This window comes from Sulfitobacter sp. DSM 110093, from assembly GCF_022788715.1.
Taxonomy (GTDB): Bacteria; Pseudomonadota; Alphaproteobacteria; order Rhodobacterales; family Rhodobacteraceae; genus Sulfitobacter.
The window spans coordinates 970,490-991,907 of sequence record NZ_CP085167.1 but is presented as its reverse complement, the minus strand read 5'-3'; the positions used below and the strand labels follow the sequence as shown (position 1 = coordinate 991,907).

Genomic DNA, 21,418 nt, shown 5'->3' with positions numbered 1-21,418 from the left:
CGCCAGCGCATCGCACCCTATTCGAACTCCATGATCACATCGTCCACCGCAAGGCTGTCGCCCGCGCCAGCGTTGACCTTGCTCACCACGCCCTTCTTCTCGGCGCGCAGGATGTTTTCCATCTTCATCGCCTCGATGGTGCAGAGCGCTTGGCCCTCTTGGACCTCATCACCCACTTCGACGTCGAGCTTCACCACCAGACCCGGCATCGGGCAGAGCAGCATTTTGGAAGTGTCGGGCGGCAGTTTCTCGGGCATCAGCGCGGCCAACTCGGCCTGACGCGGCGTGCGGACATGGACCTTCAGGTCTGCGCCGCGTGTCCGGATACGGAAGCCCCCAGAGATCTTGCCGACCTTCAACACCAACGGCGTGCCATCAACGGTCATTTCTGCCAATTGGTCACCCGGCGTCCAATCGCCGCTGACGCGCATTTCGCCGCCATCGCCAAAGGCCACCGTCGCCCCTTCGGGATCGGCCTTGGTGACCACGTCAAAGCTCTCGCCCTGCAGCTTTACGTTCCAATCGCTGCCGACTTTTCGCTCGTGGTTGTCCATCCGGCCCGAGACACGCGCGCGGCGGATTTCGCCTACGCGGTGCATGGCGGCACAGGCGGCGGCGATGCGGCGCAACTCCCCTTCGGGCAGGGTCACGCCCTCGAAACCTTCGGGATATTCCTCGGCGATGAAGGCGGTGGTCATTTCGCCCGAGACGAATTTCGGGTGATCCATCACGGCAGAGAGAAACGGCAAGTTATGCCCGATCCCTTCAACTTCGAAGCTATCCAGCGCCACGCGCATCTTCTCGATCGCTTCGGCGCGGGTCGGTGCCCATGTGCAAAGCTTAGCGATCATCGGGTCGTAATACATCGAGATTTCGCCGCCCTCAAAGACGCCGGTATCGTTGCGTACGGCCATCTCGCCGCTGGGTGCATCGCCCTGCCATGTGCCTTGCTCCAGCAGCGGCCCTGCGGCTACTTCCTGCGGCGGGCGGTAGCGGGTCAGACGGCCAATGGACGGCAGGAAACCACGGTAAGGGTCTTCGGCGTAGAGCCGGTTTTCGATGGCCCAACCGGTCAGGGTCACATCGTCTTGGGTGATCGACAATTTCTCGCCATTGGCGACGCGGATCATCTGCTCGACAAGATCGACGCCGGTGATCAGTTCGGTGACCGGGTGTTCCACCTGAAGGCGGGTATTCATTTCAAGGAAGTAGAAGTTCTTGTCCCCATCGACGATGAACTCCACCGTGCCTGCGCTGGTATAGCCCACGGCCTGCGCCAAAGCGACGGCCTGTTCGCCCATGGCTTTGCGGGTGGCTTCGTCAAGGAAAGGGCTTGGTGCTTCTTCGACAACCTTCTGGTTGCGGCGCTGGATCGAACATTCTCGCTCGCCCAGATAGATACCATTGCCATGCGCGTCGCAGAGCACCTGAATTTCGATGTGGCGCGGCTGGGTGACGAATTTCTCGATAAAGATACGGTCATCACCAAAGCTATTGGCCGCCTCGTTCTTGGACGACTGGAAACCCTCGCGGGCCTCTTCGTCGTTCCAAGCGATCCGCATGCCCTTGCCGCCGCCACCAGCCGAGGCTTTGAGCATCACCGGATAGCCGATCTCATTGGAGATTTTCACGGCCTCATCGGCGTCTTCGATCAGCCCCATATAGCCCGGCACGGTCGAGACGCCCGCCTCCTGCGCGATCTTTTTAGAAGTAATCTTGTCGCCCATCTTCTCGATAGCACCAACGGGCGGGCCGACAAAGGCCACGCTGATCTCATCAAGAGCCTCGGCAAACTTGCTGTTTTCGCTGAGGAACCCATAGCCCGGATGCACCGCCTGCGCGCCGGATTTCTTGACCGCCTCCATCACCTTGTCGATGACGATATAGGATTGGTTGGCAGGGGGTGGGCCGATGTGAATGGCCTCATCCGCCATTTCGACATGCAACGCATTGGCGTCCGCGTCTGAATAGATCGCGACGGTGCTCAGCCCCATCTTTTTGGCGGTTTTAATGACGCGGCAGGCGATTTCGCCCCGGTTGGCAATGAGGATCTTGTCAAACATCAGCAGTTCCTTTGACGGTGACAGGCAACGCAAAAAGCCGCGTCAGCCGGGGCTGCGCGGTGCCTGTGAATGTAGTGTTAGAAGGGTCCGAAGCTCTGCCCACGCCGATGGTGGACAGAGCGGTCCGAGGGCTTAGATTAACATTTGCCGGGGTTAAGCTGGCAATAGGCGACGTTGCCTGCCGCACCGATCGCAGCACCCTGCGCCAGAGATCCGCCGGTGATTGCGGCTGCGCCTGCGCCAACGGCTGCGCCGCCCAGACCTTGTTCGCCGATGTTGTCGCCACAGGCGGCAAGCCCGGCTGCCGCGCCAAGCGCGAGAATGATATTACGGATGGACATGAGCCTGTTCCTTCACTGCTGTTAACTAACCGACCAACGCCCTGATTGGCATAGGGTTCCCAGCCGGTTCTTCTGTTTGATGCCCTGCGCCAAAAAGACCACATTAGTAAAAAGTCGGACAGCGACGCCAGAGGTCTGGTCCGCTGCCCGACAGGGGAAGGGGTATGGTCTTCATGCTTAGCGGAGCTTTGGACAATTACTGCCCCGCCAACAGACTTATATCTGCCCCAAGGCCGCACCCGCGCCAAGCGGGGCATGCGCGGCGGCAAGACTTCGGCAAGCCTATGCTGATTTGCAAAGAGGCGCGGCGACAACATGCCTATCAACCCTCGAATGCTTCGGGGAAGGCCGCGCGGGCGGCGGGCACATCCAAGACCAACAGCGCTTCGTAATCGGCAGGATCAAACGGGTCGGTCGCGGGCAGCACCTCGCGGCCAAAGAGCCACGAAAGACGGCCTGCATCAAGGTTGCCGCGCTCAAAGGGATGTTCGCCAAAGGCCTCCCACAACGCTTTGACAAAGGCAGTGTCGGCGCGGCGATCCGGCGCGCGGCGGTCATTGCGACGCTCACGACGGGTGATCGGCGTAACCCCTTTAGGGTTCGGGCGGCGAACAGTGAATTGGAAATCGGTGCCGGGCAGACGGCCCGGGAACCCGCGGTGTTTCAGCATATAGGCGGGCATTACACACCCCTCCCGATTGCAGGGGTGGCAGGGATCAGGGCAGGCGCGGACGCCTGCCCTGCAACGGCATTACTTGTACTTGCCGGTGTATACGGGCTCAACCGAAATGGGCTCGGGCTCGACAACAACGAACTCTTCTTCGGTCTGACCGCTTGTGCAGGCGGAAACGACTGCGACGAAACCGAAAGCTGCCAGCATCTTGATGCTCTTGGACATGTAAGTCTCCTATTAATGTTAGTGGAACCTGGTGCGACATCATGCCGACCAAGCCCGGGTTCTGAGGCAAGGGATACGTCGGTATTCCTTGACCGCATCATATGCGATTCACATGGCAATGGATACGGTTGCAAGCGCAATCGGTCGCGTTGTGACTCCAAAGCATCATTCCAAATGCGGGATCGGCGGATTCTTGCAAGATATTGCGTCTGCATCACAAACCCTCCCAGATGCAGGTGCCATCCTGGGCGCGGAACGCTTCGAAATACTGGGTCGCGTCGGGGTCAGCGGCGCCGAATTCCACGAAACGGTCAGCAAGTGAGACGACAATTACCTGCCCCGCAAGCGCGTGTTCGGTCATGTAAGGCAGGGCGACGGCCGCGCAGAGGTGTTCCATATCAGGCGCGGCCAGATCATAGGCGATGGCATCCGGCCCTTTTGCAATCTGCGGCGCAACAAAGCGGAAGCGCAGCCACGTCTCGCCGCCCAATTCCTCGATCAACACCTCTTGAAGATCAATAGCTTGGCCGGAAGGCACATCAATCGCCAGCGCGGGCGTTACCAGCCCGAATGCAAGCGCACCAACCAGCAGCGCGCGTGCGATTCCCGCGGTTAATGGTTGCGCAGCGCGTTGATCAGCGCGTCCTTGTCCATGTCCGAGCGCCCCTCGATCCCAAGTTCCTGCGCCCGGTCGTAGAGGTCGTCCTTGGTCCAATCCTCGTAAGGCGGCTGCTTGCCCCCCTTCTTGCCGGGATGCTGGCTGTCGTTGGCCTGCGCATTGGCGATGCGGGCGGCTTTCTCCTTGCTCGCCCCATCCTCGCGCAGGGATTTGTAGGTCTCTTCGTCTTTGATGGATGAATTTGGCATGGGGTGACCCTCCTTTGCGAAGGAAACCACCCAGCCCGCCGAGGGTTCCGCATGCGGCCTCGGTGGGATCGGTATTTAAGAAAGGATGAAACTGCATGGCGGTGCTCAGAGCGGGATGTTGTCGTGCTTCTTCCACGGGGTCTGCACTTTTTTGTTGCGTAGGGAGGCGAAGGCGCGGGCGACCCGTTTGCGGGTGCTGCGCGGCTGGATCACTTCGTCGATGAAACCGCGTTCGGCGGCGACAAAGGGATTGGCGAACCGGTCTTCGTAATCCTTCGCGTGCTGCGCGATCTTTTCGGGATCGTTCAGGTCTTTGCGGTGGATGATCTCGGTCGCGCCTTTGGCGCCCATCACGGCGACCTCGGCCGTGGGCCAGGCGTAGTTAAAGTCAGACCGGAGGTGTTTGGAGGCCATCACGTCATAGGCGCCGCCATAGGCTTTGCGGGTGATCACTGTGACCATCGGCACGGTTGCTTCGCCATAGGCGAACAGCAGTTTCGCACCATGCTTGATGACGCCGCCGAATTCCTGACCGGTGCCTGGCAGGAAGCCGGGCACGTCTACGAGGGTCAGGATCGGGATTTCGAATGCATCGCAAAAGCGCACGAAACGTGCGGCCTTACGGGAACTATCAATGTCGAGGCAGCCCGCCAGCACCATCGGTTGGTTGGCCACAACGCCGACGGTACGCCCCTCAAGGCGGATGAAACCGGTGATGATGTTCTTGGCGAATTCCTCTTGGATTTCATAGAAGTCGCCCTCATCTCCCAGCTTTAGGATCAATTCCTTCATGTCATAGGGGGTATTGGCATTGGCCGGGACCAACGTGTCGAGCGACGGCTCGATCCGGTTGGGATCATCAAAGAAGGGCCGAACGGGTGGTTTCTCGCGGTTGTTGGCGGGAAGCAGATCAACAAGGCGGCGCACTTCGGCGAGCGCTTCGACATCGTTCTCAAACGCCGCATCAGCCACGGAGGATTTACGGGTATGGGTCACGGCACCGCCAAGCTCTTCGGCGGTGACGACTTCGTTGGTGACGGTTTTCACCACATCAGGGCCGGTCACGAACATATAAGAGCTGTCTTTGACCATGAAGATGAAATCGGTCATCGCAGGCGAATAGACCGCCCCGCCCGCGCAGGGGCCCATGATCACGCTGATCTGCGGGATCACACCCGAGGCTTCGATGTTGCGCTGAAACACCTCGGCATAGCCTGCAAGGCTTGCGACGCCTTCTTGAATACGCGCGCCGCCGGAATCGTTAATGCCGATCACAGGTGCGCCGTTTTGCACGGCCATGTCCATGATTTTGCAAATCTTCTGTGCGTGTGTTTCCGAAAGGGAGCCACCAAAAACAGTGAAATCCTGACTAAAGACATAGACAAGACGGCCGTTAACCGTGCCCCATCCTGTGACCACACCGTCGCCTGCGGGCTTTTGATCCTGCATGCCGAAATCGGTGCAGCGGTGGGTGACGAACATGTCGAATTCCTCAAACGAGCCTTCGTCGAGCAGCAGATCGACCCGCTCGCGCGCCGTCAGCTTGCCACGGCCATGCTGCGCATCGATCCGCGCTTGACCGCCGCCCAAGCGCGCATCTTCGCGGCGCTGCTCCAGTTGTTCGAGAATGTCTTTCATGACGCACCCCTATTGTGATTTTGACCAGTCTATCGGAGGAGCGCAGACGACCAAAGCGCATTTTTGCAAATTTGCAAAACTAATACATAGACTGAACGGCAAATTGAAAAGTTGCAAATCAATCTAGTTAACATGGACATTGCCCACACCCCCGACTACTTGCCATAGCATGAGCGATCTCCCCCGTGTCCGGTATTTAGACCGAACGACCCCGCCCCACATTTCCACGCTGATCCTGCTTGCGGGGCTTTCGGCCATGGTGATGAACATATTCCTGCCAAGCCTGCCCAAAATGGCAGAGCATTTCGGCACGGATTACGCTGTCATCCAGCTTTCGGTGCCGCTGTATCTGTTCTTCAGCGGGATATTGCAGATTTTCATCGGTCCAATCTCGGACAACCTTGGGCGGCGGCGCGTTATGCTTTGGGGGTTGGGGCTGTTTCTTGGGGCGACTGTTGGCTGCCTGCTTGCACCCAATATCGGCATCTTTCTTGTCTTTCGGATGGCGCAAGCCGTCATCGCCACCGGCATGGTTCTCAGCCGTGCGGTGATCCGCGATCTTTACACCCAAGAACAGTCAGCTTCGATGATCGGCTATGTCACCATGGGCATGGCGCTGGTGCCGATGATCAGCCCCGCCGTGGGCGGCCTGCTAGAACAAGCCTTTGGTTGGCAGGCTTCCTTCTGGGCGATGCTCATCCTTGGCGGGCTTGTGTTCTGGGCCGCGTGGGCAGATTTGGGCGAAACGGCCCGTGCAAGTGGCAAATCTTTGGCCCAACAGTTTGGTGAATACCCTGAACTCCTGCGTTCCCCACGTTTTTGGGGTTATGCGCTGGCGACGGGCTTCTGTTCGGGTGCATTTTTTGCCTATCTCGGCGGTGCGCCCTTCGTGGGGACCGTGGTGTTTGGGATGGAACCGGCTGTGCTGGGCATCTATTTCGGCGCGCCAGCCATTGGCTATTTCGTCGGCAATTTCATCACCGCGCGCACCGCGACCCGCTACGGGGTTAATACGCTGGTGCTTTGGGGCTGCATTTCCAACGCGGTTGGCGGCACAGTATCGCTGCTAATCTTCCTCGCCGGCTACGGCTCCCCACTCAGCTTTTTTGGACTGATGACGCTGGTGGGTCTGGGCAATGGGCTGTGCATCCCCAATGCCACCGCTGGCATGCTGTCCGTGCGCCCACATCTGGCGGGCACGGCCTCTGGTCTTGGCGGGGCGATCATGATCGTTGGCGGCGCGGCGCTTAGCGCACTGGCGGGGGCGCTGCTTACCCCTGAAACAGGGGCCTATCCGCTTTTGTGGCTGATGCTGCTGACGGCCATCGCCTCGGTCGGGTCGATCTGGCTGGTAATTCACCGCGAGAAGGTCTTGGGCCTGTAACCTGCGTTAGCCACGCGACCCACCTTGCGACCATCAGTTTGCAAAGCTACGCTGCGGGAAACTGCAAAGTTGCAAAGGGGCGCGGATGGCGATCCAAAAACTCTACGCCGGTGTGAAACTGCGTGAAACCCGCACGCGCGCGGGGCTGACGCAAAAAGACTTTGCCGCCCGGCTTGGCGTATCCCTGCCCTATCTCAACCAGATGGAAAACAACAACCGCCCCGTCAGCACCAGTGTCGTGCTGGCGCTAGCTTCAGAGTTTGGGCTGGATGTGACCGAGCTTTCCAGTGGTGACGGAGAGCGATTGGTAAGCGATCTGCGCGAAGCCCTGGCCGATCCAATTTTCGCTGGAAAGACGCCACCAACGGCTGATCTGCGTCTTACCGCGTCTAACGCACCGGGGCTCGCGCATGCATTTCTAGCCCTACACCAAAGCTACCGGCAGGTGCACGAACGACTTGCCTCATTGGACGAAGCATTGGGGCGCGAGGATGCCCGCGCCACCCCCTCTCCGTGGGAAGAGGTGCGGGACTTCTTTCACTATTGCGACAATTACATTGATGCGGTCGACCGTGCGGCAGAACATTTTGCCACCCGCAAAGGCACGACTGGCGATGCCCGGACGACGGCGATGGCCACTCTCAGCAACGCCGGAGTGTCAGTGGTTTTCGACGATGATGACCGCCTGCGCGCTTACGATCCGGCCAGTAAAACGCTGCAGCTCTCTTCCCGCGCGGCACCTGAGACGCAGACCTTTCAGCTTTTGCTGCAAGTGGCGCTAACCCGGCAAGATGCACTGCTAGAGGCGACACTTGATCTGGCCCGGTTCCACAGCGCCGCTGCGCGAGACATCGCCAAAATCGGGCTGGCCAATTACTTCGCTGGGGCGGCGCTATTACCCTATGGGCGTTTTCTGGAAAAGGCCCAGGCCTGCCGCCATGACCTTGAGGTTCTAGCCGGGCATTTCGGCGCGTCGATCGAACAGGTGGCACATCGCCTATCGACCTTACAGCGGCCCGGGGCGAAGGGCATCCCCTTCTTCTTTGTGCGTGTCGATCAAGCCGGCACAATCACCAAACGCCACTCTGCAACGCGGCTGCAATTCGCGCGCTTTGGGGGCGCTTGCCCGCTGTGGAATGTGCACCGCGCCTTTGAGACGCCCGGCCGTTTTCTGCGGCAATTGGCCGAAACGCCGGATGGGGTGCGCTATATTAGTCTGGCGCGCGACATCTCGAAACCGGCGGGACGGTTTGGGGCGCCAGTGCGGCGCTACGCGATCTCTTTGGGGTGCGAGGTGCGCCATGCGCCCGCGCTAGTTTACGCCGATGGGATGGACATCAATCGCGCCGAAGCCTTTGAGCCGATTGGCATTTCCTGCCGCATCTGCGAACGGCGCGATTGCCATCAACGTTCTGTACCACCGCTGGAACGGCAGTTGGTTGTTGACCCGCATCTGCGCGACGTGCTGCCCTATCGGGTAGAGTGATCAGCGCTGTGCGCGTCGCCAGCCAGCGCCGCGGGCTTCCGCCTCGGAACAGAACCAACGCTCTCCATTTTGGCTGCTGATCCGGGTGCGGCTGTAAAAACTCTGCCCCGGCATGTGATAAATCTTGGTTCCCTTGGCGCTGATGTTCCCCTTGATCTGGCAGCTTCCTTCGGGACGCTCGGGTTCCGCCCCGCTGCGTCGGGTCACGCGATAACGCGCAGGGGACACCGTTTTGAAGCCATGAATCCCGCGCGCCGCGACAAAGGCGGCTTTTTCATCCAGATCATAATCCATCGAGTATTTGCGATAGGCAAAGGCCAGCCCCTCCTGCACCAGCGCCTGCCCCACGTCGACGCCATCTATACGGCATCGCGCCACGATACGCTCATAGCGGTCCCGATCCAGTTCTTCGCACTGGGCTTGTTCCCCTTGATAACGGTCGCGCACCTCCCTCGTTGTCCAATCGCCGCAGGCCCAGGGCTGCCCGCCCTCGGTCTCACAGGTTTGGCGCGCCTCAAGCGCGTCGATCCCATGCAAACGAATGCGCGTACCGCCAAGATCGAAGGTATCCCCATCAATCACACGCACCACGCCAGAGACGGTCTGCGCCCCAGCCGAAGCGGCCCCAAAGCTCAGCGAGAGACTGAGGACGAAAAGTGAACAAATCCTTAACATGCGGCAGGTATGACGCCCTGCCCCGCCAGCTTCAAGAGTCCGAATTAAGAGAGGTTAACGATCAACGCTGCGCCACCTGCCAGTTTGGATGCATCCAAGGTTCGTCATTGGCGCGGGGCAGCGGATCGCGGCCCAGCAACAGGTCCGAAACCTTCTCTCCTACCATGATCGACGGCGCGTTCAGGTTGCCATTGGTGATGCGCGGGAAGATTGAGCTGTCGGCCACCCGCAGCCCCTTGACCCCGATCACCCGGGCCTGTGGGTCGACTACGGCGTTCCGGTCATCGGCCGCGCCCATGCGGCAGGTGCCGCATGGATGATAGGCGCTTTCTGCGTGTTCGGCGATAAAGCTGTCAAGCTCCGCATCCGATTGCAGCGCGGCACCGGGTTGGATTTCGTGCTTTACGAAAGGCTTAAACGCCTCCTGCCCAAATATCTCCCGCGTGAGGCGAATACAGGTGCGGAATTCCTCCCAGTCATCGGGATGCGACATGTAGTTAAAGCGGATTTTCGGCGCCTCCGCCGGGTCAGCCGACCGCAGCGTGATGTCGCCCCGCGACTTGGACCGCATCGGCCCGGTGTGGGCCTGAAATCCATGCCCCTCGGCCGCTGCCTGCCCGTCGTAGCGCACGGCAATTGGCAGGAAATGGTATTGAATATCGGGATAGTCCACGCCGGGCTTGGAGCGGATGAAGGCAGCGGATTCAAACTGGTTCGACGCCCCCATACCGGTCTTGGTAAAAAGCCACTGCGCCCCGATCACCGCCTTGGACAGCAGGTTCCAGTGCTTATAGAGCGTGATCGGTTGGCTTGAGGCCATCTGGATGTAAAGCTCCAGATGGTCCTGCAAATTCTGCCCTACACCCGGGCGGTCTGCGACCACATCGATCCCATGCTCGGCCAGATGGGCTGCCGGGCCAATGCCCGATAGCATCAAGAGTTTTGGGGAGTTAATCGATGATGCCGCCAGCACCACTTCGCGCTGCGCACGGATGATCTCGACCGTTTTGCCACGCTTGACCTCGACGCCCACGGCACGCCCGTCTTCGATCACCACGCGCTGCGCCAGCGCGCGGATCAAGGTGACGTTGCCCGTCTTTTGCGCAGGCCGCAGATAGGCGTTCGCCGCCGACCAGCGCCGCCCGTTCCAGACCGTCTGCTCCATGGGGCCAAAGCCCTCTTGCTTCTCTCCGTTGTAATCTTCGGTCATCTGGTACCCGGCCTGCGACCCAGCCTGCACAAAGGCGTCAAACAAAGGGTTCGCGCGCGGCCCACGGCTGACATGCAAAGGCCCGTCCTTGCCGCGCCATGCTGCATCCCCGCCATGGCCGTTCTCGTGCCACGTCTCCATGCGTTTGTAATAGGGCAGCACGTCGGCATAGCCCCAGCCCTGCGCGCCGCTTTCCTCCCAATGGTCGAAGTCCTTGGCATGGCCGCGCACATAGACCATGCCATTGATCGACGACGAGCCGCCGATCACCTTACCACGCGGGCAGACCAGCTCGCGGTTGTTCAAATGCGGCTCAGGCTCAGACTTATAGCCCCAATCATAGCGCGGCATGTTCATCGGATAGCTGAGTGCAGCAGGCATCTGGATGAACGGTCCCGCGTCGCTGCCGCCATGTTCGATGACGATCACCTTTCGCCCGGCCTCGGCCAGACGGTAGGCCATGGCGCAGCCTGCAGAGCCCGCCCCGACGATTACAAATTCAGCTTCCATTCCACTCACCTTCCGCAAATCCGCACGGGTGCGGGGCAGCGCCCGACGGTGTCGGCTTTATGCGCTGCGGCCTAATTTTCCGTTGCTTAGAACGGCGCTTCGACATCGCCCATGCGGACGTAGACCGACTTCAACTGGCTATAATGGTTGATCGCCGCCTTGGAATTTTCGCGGCCCACGCCGGAGTTCTTCATGCCCCCAAAGGGCGCTTCGACGGGCGCGTCATTATAGGTGTTGATGTAGCAGGTCCCCGCCTCGAACCCGGCAGCCACGCGATGTGCGCGGGTCAGGTTTTGGGTAAAGACACCGGCGGCGAGGCCGAATTCCGTGGTATTGGCACGGGCCATGACCTCGGCCTCATCCTCAAAATCGAGCACCGCCATGACGGGGCCGAAAATCTCTTCGCGGGCGATTGCCATGTCGTCTTTGACATCCGCGAAAACGGTGGGCTGCATGTAGAAACCGTCGCGCTCGATCCGTTTGCCGCCATAGACCAGCCGCGCGCCTTCAGCCTCGCCCTTCGCCACATAGTCCAGAGCGATCTGCATCTGGCGGTCGCTGACCATCGGGCCAAAGCTGGTGTCGGGGTCCATCGGGTCACCGATCACGGCGTTTTCCAACCGCTCAGACAGCCGCCCGAGAAACGCCTCCTTGATATCGCGGTGCACAAAGACCCGCGTGCCGTTCGAACAAATCTGGCCGGAGCTATAGAAGTTGCCCAAAATCGCGCCACTCACGGCGTTGTCGATATCCGCATCTTCAAAAACGATCATGGGGGATTTGCCGCCCAGCTCCATCGTGACGTGCTTGATGCCTTCGGCGGCGGCTGCATAGACCTTGCGGCCCGTCGGAACGGAGCCAGTCAGCGACACCTTGTCGACGCGGGCATCGGTGACCAGCGACTGCCCTACCTCGCCCATGCCCTGCACCACGTTAAACAGGCCCGCAGGCAGCCCGGCCTCGATGAGTATCTCGGCCACCTTCAGCGCACAAAGCGGTGTCGTCTCGGACGGCTTAAAGATCATCGCATTGCCACAGGCGAGCGCTGGCGCGGCTTTCCAGCAGGCGATCTGCGTGGGGTAGTTCCACGCGCCGATGCCCACACAAAGGCCAAGCGCCTCGCGGCGGGTATAGACCCAGTCTTCGCCCAGTTGGATATGCTCGCCCGTCAGGCTGCCTGCAAGTCCGCCGAAATACTCCAGCGCGTCAGCCCCGCTGGTGGCATCGGCGACAGAGGTCTCCTGATAGGGTTTGCCGGTGTCATAGGTCTCCAGCACCGACAGGTCGTGGTTGCGTTCGCGGATCATGTCGGCGGCGCGGCGCAGGATGCGCCCCCGCTCGGTGCCTGTCATCGCGGCCCATGCGGCCTGCGCCTTGCGGGCCGAGGTGATGGCTTGTTCAACAATCGCAGGCGTGGCGGCATAGAGGGTGGCGATCGTCTCGCCCGTGGCGGGATAGATCACCGGGATCGGCGTGCCCTCCGTATCTTCGACATAGGCGCCGTCGATGAAATGGCTGGCTGTGGGTTGGGGATCATAAGACATCAAAGATACTTTCTTGCCTGAGGGGCGGAGTGTTCGAGGAGGCGGAGCGCGGCAATGCCGCCATTCTCCGCAGTGTTTAGCGGCCCGCTTTCAGCAGCAGGTCGAGGGTATAGAGCGCGCGGGTCATGGCTTCGGCAGCGCTCACATCGTCCGACAGCGCGGCGCGCAGATAGAGCCCATCAATCAGCGCCGCCAATGTGTCGGCGTCGCCTTCGGGTTGGGGGCTGATCGGGCGCAGCGCATGGGTGAGGTTCGAGCGCAGACGGCTTTGATAAGCCGTCAGCAGCCTCCGCGTTTCGGGATTGGTGCGGGCATGGGCATAAAGCGTCATCCACGCGCTGATCGTGCCGGGGTGAAAGCCGGTGTCGTCGAAACTGGCGACGATGATCGCCGCCGCCCGGTCATGCGGCGTGCGGGCCGTGGCCAGCCGTTCGCGCACCCCGGCGGCATATTCCGACAGGATATGCCGCATCGCCGCGAGGAAGATCTGGTTCTTGCCGCCGAAATAGTGATGCGCCAGCGCGCTCGACATGCCTGCCCGCTTGGCGATCTGGCTCACCGTCACATCCAGCGACTGAGCCTCGCCAATCTCGGCGATGGTGGCTTTGACCAGCGCAGAGCGGCGGATGGGTTCCATTCCGACTTTGGGCATTGGATTCGGGTCCTTGGGGCAGTGTTGACCGCCTCAGGATAGGGGAATCTTTATTGACTCGTCAATCAAGTTACCGAAGGCCACCGCCTCCGTCAGAATTTCGTGGCATGAGCGGGCGGCGTGACCTGCCGTTTCAGCATCGCTTCGCGCCATGTGATAAAAGTAACCGAGCCCAAAATCACAGCACCACCCAGCACGACCCAGACGTCCACCGGCTCGGCAAAGACCACCACGCCGAGGATCGTGGCCCAGACCAATTGCAGGAACGTGACTGGCTGCGTCACCGTCACCGGGGCGGCGGCGAATGCCAGCGTCATGGTGAAATGCCCCGCCGTGGCAAAAAAAGCGACCCCGGCGAGGATCAGCAGCTCCTGCGTGGTCGGGGTGATCCAAACGGTGAAGGCAAAGGGCGCCAACCCGATGGTGACGAAGATCGACAGCATGGTGACGATCATCACCGGGCGTGCCTCATCCGCCAGCACCTTGGCCAAGAGGTAGGAGCCTGCAAACACCACCGCTGCCAGCAGCATCGCCAGATGCCCGGTTGAGACTTCGCGAAAGCCGGGCCGCAGGATGATCGCCGCCCCCGCCAGCCCCAAGCAGACCGCCACGATGCGCCGCGCCGCGAGCTTTTCGCCCAAAAAAATCGCAGCCCCGACAGTGACATAGATCGGCGCGAGGTAGTTCATCGCCGTGACCTCGGCAATCGGCAGGCGGGTCATGGCGTAGAACCACAAGATCACCCCGCCCGCGTGAAAAAACCCGCGCAGACCGAACAGCCCCCACTGACGCCTGCTGACCGGGGTTGCAAGCAGCGAGCGCAGGATCGGAAGGACAAAGACCAGCCCCATCGCGTAGCGCAGGAATGCGGCCTCTGCCGAGGGCAGGCGCGGGCCCATGTATTTCACCAACGCAGTCACGCCGATGAAGCAAGCCCCCGTGACCAGCATCCAAAAGACGCCGACAAGCGGACGGTTGGCGGGAACGGGGATATCGGGCGTGGTGGCCGGGCTTTGTGTCATGCCGCGACCCTTTCCCAAAGTGCAGGTAAGGGCAAGATAGCCGCAGCATTTTTATTCACATCGCAAGCAACTTGAGGGCAATAGACCACACGGTCACGGCGATCAGCGCGTCCAGAGTTTGCCAGCTGCGCGGTTTAGCGAAAAGCGGCGCAAGCAACCGCGCACCATAGCCGAGGGCAAAGAAGAACACAAAACTGGCCGACGCCGCCCCAAGGCCAAAGCTCAGCCGATCAGGGTATTGCGCCGAAAGGGAGCCGAGCAGCACCAGCGTGTCCAGATAGACATGCGGGTTCAGCCATGTCAGCGCCAGCAGGGTTAAGATTGCCTTGCCCAAGCTGCGCGTGGCCTGCCCGTCGGCTTCCAAAGCCTCACCCCCGCGCCATGCCGACACAGCGTTGCGCCAACCATACCAAAGCAGGAACGCCGCCCCGCCATAGCGCATCAGCGGACCAAACCATGGTGCTGCCTCGGCCAGCGCGCCAAAACCGGCGACCCCTGCCCCAATCAGCAGCGCATCCGAAGCTGCGCAGACCAAACAGACCGGGAGCACATGCTCACGCCGCAGCCCTTGGCGCAGCACAAAGGCGTTCTGCGCACCGATGGCCATAATCAGCGTCAGGCTTAGCGCAAAGCCGGGGAGGAAAGAGGTCAGCATTGGTATGTCCTGTTATGGGTTGCCTTTGCCTAGCCCCCTGCTTCAAATTACTCAAATTCAATAAGCTCCGCTAGGATTAGAAAAACTTATGCAGCTAGACAGCGCCCAACTGACCGCTTTGGCGAGCATCCTGCGACTTGGCAGTTTTGATGCGGCAGCGGCGGCGCTCGGGGTCACCCCCTCCGCCATTTCGCAGCGGGTGAAGGCGCTTGAGGATCGTGTCGGCACCACGCTCGTCCTGCGCGGCCAACCCTGCACGGGCACGCCGACCGGCCAGCGCCTTGCCAAACACGCCGAAGACGTTGCCCTGCTCGAAGCGCAGGCATTGGGCGTCAGCGGCAACACCTCCCCACCCCGGCTGCGGCTGGCGGTGCCTGCGGATGTTCTGGCGACATGGCTCATCCCGGCCTTGGCTCAGATACCGGATATGCTGTTTGATCTGGTGATCGACGATCAAGACACCTCTGCCGATTGGCTGCGGCGTGGAGAGGTCAGCGCAGCCGTGACCGGACAAGCCCGCGCCGCACCGGGCTGTGATGTGCGGCCCTTGGGCGCGCTGCGTTATCACCCCACCGCCAGCCCCGCCTACATGAAGAAATGGTTTGCCCGAGGTGTCACCACCGAGACACTGAGCCAAGCGCCGATGCTGACCTTTAACCGCAAGGATCAATTGCAGGGGCGTTGGCTGATGCAAAAGACCGGGCAGCGACTGACCCCGCCCAGCCACCATCTGCCCTCAAGCCACGGTTTCGTGACGGCGGCGCGCGAAGGCTTGGGCTGGGGCATGAACCCTGCCCCTCTGGTGGCCGAGGATATGGAGAAAGACCGCCTCGTCTCGCTCGACGACGCATTGCCATTGGATGTGCCGCTTTACTGGCAGGTCGCGCGGATCATGGCCCCCGCGCTTGCCCCGCTCACCGCTGCCATAAGGGCCACGGCGCGCGAGGCGCTGGTGCAAGGGGCGCGTTAAAGCTGCGCCATAACCTCGTCAGAGGCTTCAAAGTTGGTAGTGACGCGCTGAACGTCGTCGTCTTCCTCAAGCGCATCGACAAGCTTCATCAGCTTTTCCATGTTCTCAAGGTCCATCTCTGTCGTCGTGACCGGACGCCAGATCAGCTTGGTCGATTCCGATTCGCCCAGTTCGGCCTCGAGCGCGGTCGAGACATCGTTGAGATCGGTGTCGGCGCAGTAAATGACGTGGCCGTCTTCGGAGCTTTCGACATCCTCGGCTCCGGCTTCGATCGCCGCCATCATTACTGTGTCGGCGTCGCCCACGGACGCGGGGTAGATCACCTCGCCCTTCCGCTCGAACATAAAGCCGACCGAACCCGTCTCGCCCAGATTGCCGCCATTCTTGGTAAAGGTCGAGCGCACGGTCGAAGCGGTGCGGTTGCGGTTGTCGGTCATCGCCTCGACGATCACCGCCACGCCGTTGGGGCCATAGCCCTCATAGCGGATTTCCTCGTAATCCTCGCCTTCACCGCCCACGGCCTTCTTGATGGCGCGTTCGATGTTGTCCTTGGGCATGGACTGGCCCTTGGCCTCTTTCACGGCCATGCGCAGACGCGGGTTCTTTTCCGGGTCGGGATCGCCCATCTTGGCCGCGATGGTGATTTCCTTGGAAAGTTTGGAAAACACCTTGGCGCGCAGCTTGTCCTGACGGCCCTTGCGATGCTGGATGTTTGCCCATTTGGAGTGACCGGCCATGAATACCTCGTTCTGGCAATGCGTTTGCGCCACTCTATATGCCAGCATCACCGCTGGAACAAGCCACCCGGCCTGTGCTTAGCTTTCCGCCGATAGGGCAATCACGTTAGACCGGATATATGACCACAGATCAGATCATTCTCTTTACCCTCTTTGGCGCGGTCTTTGGCCTGCTGCTGTGGGGCCGCTTTCGCTATGACATCGTGGCCTTTGGCGCACTGATGGCCGGGGTCGTGCTGGGCGTGGTGCCCACGGAAAACGCCTTTGACGGCTTTGGCCATCCGGCGACGCTGATCGTCGCGCTGGTGCTGGTGGTTTCCGCCGGGCTGGTGCGGTCGGGCGCGGTGATGTTGATCACCCGCACGCTGGTGGACAGTTCGCGCAGCTTGGGCGCGCATATTTCGATTATGGGGGCCGTCGGCGGGGTGCTCTCGGCCTTTATGAACAACGTGGCGGCCTTGGCGCTTTTGATGCCGGTCGACATTCAGACCGCCCGAAAAGCGGGCCGCGCGCCGGGGCTAAGCCTGATGCCGCTGAGTTTTGCCACCATCCTTGGCGGCATGGCCACGCTGATCGGCACACCGCCCAATATCATCATCGCGTCGATCCGGCAAGAATCGCTGGGTGCGCCGTTCAAGATGTTCGATTTTGCGCCGGTGGGCGGTTTGGCCGCCATTGCCGGACTGATCTTCGTGGCGCTGATCGGCTGGCGTTTGATCCCCGCCCGCGAAGACGCGATGATCGAGGCTGAGGATATCGCGGAATATATCGCCGAGTTGACCGTGCCCGAGGGCAATAAGCAGATCGGCAAGCGTTTGGCAGAGCTACAGGAAGAAGCACATAAGGCCGATGTGGCGATCCTTGGGCTGATGCGGGACGGCAAGAGGCGCTATGGCACCGCGCGCAATGTGGTGCTGCAGGCCGGGGACGCGATCGTGCTGGAAGCCACGCCCGACGCTTTAGATGAATTTCGCAGCACGCTGAACCTCGCGCTGGCGGACAGTGACCGTGAAGACCTGCTGCTGGCCGATGGCGACGGGGTCGAGATTGTCGAGGTTGTGGTGACCGAAGCCTCGCGTCTCAATGGTCGCACGGCGCAGGCGGTGGGCCTCTCGTGGCGCCAGCGCACGGTGTTGCTGGGCTTGTCGCGGCAGGGTCGCAAGATCACCTCTCAGCTGCGCACGACCGAGTTGAAACCCGGTGACATCCTCTTGCTGCTGGTGCCGCGTGACACGGTGGCCCATGTCACCGACTGGCTGGGCGTGCTGCCCTTGGCCGACCGTGGCCTTGCCGTAACCCAAGACAGCAAGACGTGGCTTGCCATCGGCATGTTCGCAGGTGCGGTGGCGGCGGCCTCCTTTGGGTTGATCTATCTGCCCATCGCGCTTGGGCTGGTGGTCGTGGGCTATGTGCTGGCCAAGATCGTGCCGCTGTCGGAGCTCTATACCCATATCGAATGGCCGGTGATCGTGCTTTTGGGGTCCATGATCCCGCTGGGCGCGGCGCTGGAAACCTCGGGCGGGACCGAGTTGATCGCGGGCGCACTTGTCGGACTGACCGAAGGGCTGCCCGCATGGGTCGTGCTGACGGTGCTCATGGTGGTGACCATGTCGCTGTCGGATGTGCTGAACAACACGGCGACGACAATCGTCGCCGCCCCGGTGGGCATCCAGATGGCGCAGACGCTCGGGGTGTCGCCCGACCCCTTCCTGATGGCGGTGGCGGTGGCAGCCTCTTCGGCGTTCCTCACGCCGATTGGGCATAAGAACAACACCCTGATCCTTGGCCCCGGCGGCTATTCCTTTGGCGACTATTGGCGCATGGGGCTGCCGCTAGAGATCATCGTCGTCGCGGTGTCGATCCCCGCGATCCTCGTCTTCTGGCCGCTCTGAGCAGAACGCAAAAGGCGCGCCATCTCTGGCGCGCCTTTTAAGGTTTAAACTGTCTGGCTCAAACAACATCAAAGACATCTTCAAAGCGTATCATAGCCCCGACCCCTTCTTCCTGCGCCGAGGTGTGGCTAAGCGTATCCCTCTACCCTACCAAAACAGCGGGATTACCGCGCTGACCAACAGCGACATGCTCAGGTTCAGCGGTATGCCGATGCGCATGAAGTCAGTAAATTTGTACCCCCCCGGCCCGTAAACCAGCGTGTTGGTTTGATAGCCGATGGGCGTGGCAAAGGCGCAAGAGGCCGCGATCATCACCGCCACGACCAAGGGGCGCGGGTCCATGCCAAGGGCCGTGCTGAGGCTGATGGCGATGGGCGTCATGATAACGGCCACGGCGTTGTTGCTGACGATCTCGGTCAATGTCGTGGTCAACAGGAATACCGCCCAGATGATGAAGAAGGGGGGCAGCTCGGCCAATCCCGGTGCGATGTTATCGACGATCAGCGAAATCGCACCTGAGTTTTCCAGCGCCGCGCCCACGGCCAGCATGGCAAAAATAAGCGCTAACAAACGCCCTTCGACAAAAGAAAACGCCTCCTCGGCGTCGATACAGCCTGTCACCAGCACCACCGCTACGGCGATCACAGCCAAAGCCAAAATCGGCGCCACGTTAAAGGCCGCAAGCACCACGATGCCCGCGAGAGCAGCAATGGCAATCGGCGCGTGCCCCCGGCGGAACGCGCGGGACGATGGCTGGGTCACGTCCACAAGGTTCATTTCACTGGCGAGCCGCTGGATATCTTCCGCAGCCCCCTCCAGCAGCAGCGTGTCGCCCACCTTGACGATCAGTTGCTCAAGCTGCTGGCCGATGTTCTGGTTCCGCCGATGCACCGCCAGCGCATAAACCCCATAACGCCGCCGCAACCGCATGGAGCCGAGCGAACGCCCCACCATCCGGCAACCCGGTGTGATCAGCACCTCAACGGTCGTGGTTTCGACCGCCGACAGCTGGTCAACGCGGCGCAATTCCTTGTTATTTTGCAGGCTCAAAAGCTCGGTCATTTGGGTCCGCAGAACCACGCGGTCCCCGACCTGAAGCTCGACCCCCTTAAGGCTGCGTCGCAGGGAATCATCACCGCGCACCACGTCGATTAGCCGCACGCCCTCGCGCTTGAACAGCTGCACATCCAACACATCGCGCCCGATAAGGTTGCTTTCAGGCGGGATTACCGCTTCGGTGAAGAACTTCATCTTGGATCGGTCCGACAGCATGTTCGCCATGCTGTCGCGCGCAGGCAGCAGCCTGTCGGCAAAGAACAGCATATAGATCAGACCCCACGTACAGACCACAAGTCCCACGGGAAGGATCTCGAAGATACCGAATGGTGCCATGCCCTGCGCCCGCGCCACACCGTCAACCAGTAGGTTGGTCGAGGTGCCGATCAACGTGAGAGAGCCGCCCATGATCGCGGCATAACTCAGCGGAATTAACAACTTAGAAGCTTTGGTGTTGAGCGTGCGGGTCAATTGCACCACCACCGGAATCATCACTACAACAACGGGTGTGTTGTTCATGATGGCGCTGGCCGCCATGACCGACAGGACAACCCCCGCTACTGCGGATTTCGGGTGGGTCTTGGCCGTTCGTTCGGCCAGCCGCGTCAGCACATCAAGCGCCCCGGTCCGCACCAACGCCCCCATGATGATGAACATGGCGGCAATGGTCCAAGGTGCGGGGTTTGATAGCACCTCTAGCGCATCGTCATAGGGTAAAACGCCGATTGCCAGCAGCAAAGCCGCCCCAGCAATGGCAACCACCTCGGTGGGAAAGGCTTCGCGCAGGAAAAGCACGAACATCATGCCGACGACCACCAAGGTGAGCACCGACGTCTCCATCGGAGAGAAACTGAAAAATTCCATCAAGAACCTGTCATTCGGGCAAAAGGCCGTTGTCCAGTTACGCCGATTGCGGCGCCCTGCGCAAGCCTGACGCAAAGGCGCATGCTGTCAGATCTCAGGGGGCACTGGCCTGTAATGCGCCACCATCGCGCACCGGCACAATGCGCGTGGCGCGGCCTGTGCGGTCATCGGTCTCGATATAGACGCCAGATAGTGTTGCTTCGCCATTTGCGGGGGTAAAGCGTTCGCGCGGCATGCCGGTGATGAAACGGCGCAGCGGCTCGGCCTTGTCCATGCCAATCACCGAATGATAATCGCCACACATGCCCGCATCGCTCAGGTAGGCCGTCCCGCCCGGCAGGATCATCGCATCGGCGGTCGGCACATGGGTGTGAGTGCCGACAACAAGGCTCGCACGCCCGTCGCACCAATGGCCCATGGCCATTTTTTCGCTCGTGGCTTCGCAGTGCATATCGACGATGATCGCTTGGGCCATTCCACCCAAAGGATGAGTTTTCAACACCGGCTCCAGCGCTGAGAAGGGGTCATCAAAGGGGCGTTTCATAAAGACTTGGCCAAGCGCTTGAGTGACCAGAACCTTCTTGCCGTTCTGCGCCGTGAACAGCTTTGCCCCCTTGCCCGGCGCGCTTTTGGAAAAGTTCAGAGGCCGGATAATTCGCGGCTCTTGCTCGATAAAGCTGAGCATGTCTTTTTGGTCAAACGCGTGATCGCCAAGGGTCAGACAGTCAGCCCCGGCATCCAGCAACGTCTTGGCATGCGCGCCCGACAGGCCCATGCCCCCGGTCGCATTCTCGCCATTCACCACAATAAAATCGAGCTTCCAGTCGCGCCGCAGCCGCGCCAGATTTTCGGTGATTGCCCGCCGTCCGGCCCGGCCCATCACATCGCCAAGAAACAAAATCTTCATAAACTATGGACTAGGACGCGCGTGGCTTGGCGGCAACCCTTATTCCG

At 60.9% G+C, this 21,418-nt stretch carries 20 protein-coding genes; 4 read left to right on the top strand and 16 right to left on the bottom strand.

Going from position 1 to position 21,418, the window contains the following annotated elements; translation table 11 throughout:
• Positions 1–17 precede the first annotated feature (17 nt).
• The 7 genes from DSM110093_RS04830 to DSM110093_RS04800 form a co-directional block, all read right to left on the bottom strand.
• A complete protein-coding gene (locus DSM110093_RS04830) occupies positions 18–2,063 on the bottom strand; it encodes an acetyl/propionyl/methylcrotonyl-CoA carboxylase subunit alpha (RefSeq protein ID WP_243266928.1) in 2,046 nt (681 codons plus the stop codon).
• Between the two features lie 137 nt (positions 2,064–2,200).
• Positions 2,201–2,404 (bottom strand): hypothetical protein, encoded by a 204-nt coding sequence (locus DSM110093_RS04825; RefSeq protein WP_093926802.1) that lies wholly within the window; start codon positions 2,402–2,404, stop codon positions 2,201–2,203.
• A 322-nt stretch (positions 2,405–2,726) separates the two neighbouring features.
• On the bottom strand, positions 2,727–3,074 hold the full coding sequence (locus DSM110093_RS04820; RefSeq protein WP_243267674.1) for a hypothetical protein: 348 nt from the start codon (positions 3,072–3,074) through the stop codon (positions 2,727–2,729).
• Between the two features lie 81 nt (positions 3,075–3,155).
• Positions 3,156–3,302: a hypothetical protein gene (locus tag DSM110093_RS04815; RefSeq protein WP_167360200.1), complete on the bottom strand. Its 147-nt coding sequence runs from the start codon at positions 3,300–3,302 to the stop codon at positions 3,156–3,158.
• Between the two features lie 214 nt (positions 3,303–3,516).
• Entirely contained in the window at positions 3,517–3,840 is a 324-nt protein-coding gene (locus DSM110093_RS04810) for a DUF6497 family protein (protein WP_243266927.1), read from the bottom strand.
• Positions 3,841–3,914: 74 nt separating this feature from the next.
• The gene (locus DSM110093_RS04805) at positions 3,915–4,169 is read right to left on the bottom strand and encodes a Rho termination factor (protein WP_243266926.1); all 255 of its coding nucleotides are present in this window, start codon (positions 4,167–4,169) and stop codon (positions 3,915–3,917) included.
• A gap of 105 nt (positions 4,170–4,274) precedes the next feature.
• Positions 4,275–5,807: an acyl-CoA carboxylase subunit beta gene (locus DSM110093_RS04800; RefSeq protein WP_243266925.1), complete on the bottom strand. Its 1,533-nt coding sequence runs from the start codon at positions 5,805–5,807 to the stop codon at positions 4,275–4,277.
• Between the two features lie 169 nt (positions 5,808–5,976).
• Between DSM110093_RS04800 and DSM110093_RS04795 the strand changes: the two genes are divergently transcribed.
• Both DSM110093_RS04795 and DSM110093_RS04790 read left to right on the top strand, forming a co-directional pair.
• Positions 5,977–7,191, top strand: a complete 1,215-nt coding sequence (locus DSM110093_RS04795; protein ID WP_243266924.1) for a multidrug effflux MFS transporter — start codon at positions 5,977–5,979, stop codon at positions 7,189–7,191.
• Between the two features lie 85 nt (positions 7,192–7,276).
• Positions 7,277–8,677 (top strand): helix-turn-helix transcriptional regulator, encoded by a 1,401-nt coding sequence (locus DSM110093_RS04790; protein WP_243266923.1) that lies wholly within the window; start codon positions 7,277–7,279, stop codon positions 8,675–8,677.
• On the opposite strand, the gene DSM110093_RS04785 is transcribed toward DSM110093_RS04790, so the two are convergent.
• The 6 genes from DSM110093_RS04785 to DSM110093_RS04760 form a co-directional block, all read right to left on the bottom strand.
• Positions 8,678–9,352: a thermonuclease family protein gene (locus DSM110093_RS04785; protein WP_243266922.1), complete on the bottom strand. Its 675-nt coding sequence runs from the start codon at positions 9,350–9,352 to the stop codon at positions 8,678–8,680.
• A 61-nt stretch (positions 9,353–9,413) separates the two neighbouring features.
• Positions 9,414–11,072 carry a choline dehydrogenase gene (betA, locus tag DSM110093_RS04780; protein WP_243266921.1) on the bottom strand — a complete coding sequence of 553 codons (1,659 nt, stop codon included), beginning with the start codon at positions 11,070–11,072 and terminating at the stop codon, positions 9,414–9,416.
• 86 nt (positions 11,073–11,158) lie between these two features.
• Entirely contained in the window at positions 11,159–12,616 is a 1,458-nt protein-coding gene (betB, locus tag DSM110093_RS04775) for a betaine-aldehyde dehydrogenase (protein WP_243266920.1), read from the bottom strand.
• Positions 12,617–12,692: 76 nt separating this feature from the next.
• The gene (gene betI, locus DSM110093_RS04770) at positions 12,693–13,268 is read right to left on the bottom strand and encodes a transcriptional regulator BetI (protein ID WP_120351550.1); all 576 of its coding nucleotides are present in this window, start codon (positions 13,266–13,268) and stop codon (positions 12,693–12,695) included.
• Between the two features lie 92 nt (positions 13,269–13,360).
• Entirely contained in the window at positions 13,361–14,290 is a 930-nt protein-coding gene (locus DSM110093_RS04765) for a DMT family transporter (protein ID WP_243266919.1), read from the bottom strand.
• 55 nt (positions 14,291–14,345) lie between these two features.
• Positions 14,346–14,945, bottom strand: a complete 600-nt coding sequence (locus DSM110093_RS04760) for a LysE/ArgO family amino acid transporter (RefSeq protein ID WP_243266918.1) — start codon at positions 14,943–14,945, stop codon at positions 14,346–14,348.
• A gap of 88 nt (positions 14,946–15,033) precedes the next feature.
• On the opposite strand from DSM110093_RS04760, the gene DSM110093_RS04755 reads away from it, so the two are divergent.
• On the top strand, positions 15,034–15,915 hold the full coding sequence (locus DSM110093_RS04755) for a LysR family transcriptional regulator ArgP (RefSeq protein WP_243266917.1): 882 nt from the start codon (positions 15,034–15,036) through the stop codon (positions 15,913–15,915).
• Here DSM110093_RS04755 and DSM110093_RS04750 read toward each other — a convergent pair.
• A complete protein-coding gene (locus DSM110093_RS04750; RefSeq protein ID WP_067936698.1) occupies positions 15,912–16,652 on the bottom strand; it encodes a YebC/PmpR family DNA-binding transcriptional regulator in 741 nt (246 codons plus the stop codon). The genes DSM110093_RS04755 and DSM110093_RS04750 overlap by 4 nt on opposite strands.
• 119 nt (positions 16,653–16,771) lie before the next feature.
• On the opposite strand from DSM110093_RS04750, the gene DSM110093_RS04745 reads away from it, so the two are divergent.
• Positions 16,772–18,544, top strand: coding sequence for an SLC13 family permease (locus DSM110093_RS04745; RefSeq protein ID WP_243266916.1), 1,773 nt, complete (start codon positions 16,772–16,774; stop codon positions 18,542–18,544).
• Positions 18,545–18,691: 147 nt separating this feature from the next.
• Here DSM110093_RS04745 and DSM110093_RS04740 read toward each other — a convergent pair whose 3' ends face one another.
• Together DSM110093_RS04740 and DSM110093_RS04735 are read right to left on the bottom strand one after the other, a co-directional pair.
• Positions 18,692–20,464 (bottom strand): SLC13 family permease, encoded by a 1,773-nt coding sequence (locus tag DSM110093_RS04740; protein ID WP_243266915.1) that lies wholly within the window; start codon positions 20,462–20,464, stop codon positions 18,692–18,694.
• Positions 20,465–20,558: 94 nt separating this feature from the next.
• Positions 20,559–21,371: a TIGR00282 family metallophosphoesterase gene (locus DSM110093_RS04735; protein ID WP_243266914.1), complete on the bottom strand. Its 813-nt coding sequence runs from the start codon at positions 21,369–21,371 to the stop codon at positions 20,559–20,561.
• Between the last annotated feature and the right edge of the window lie 47 nt (positions 21,372–21,418).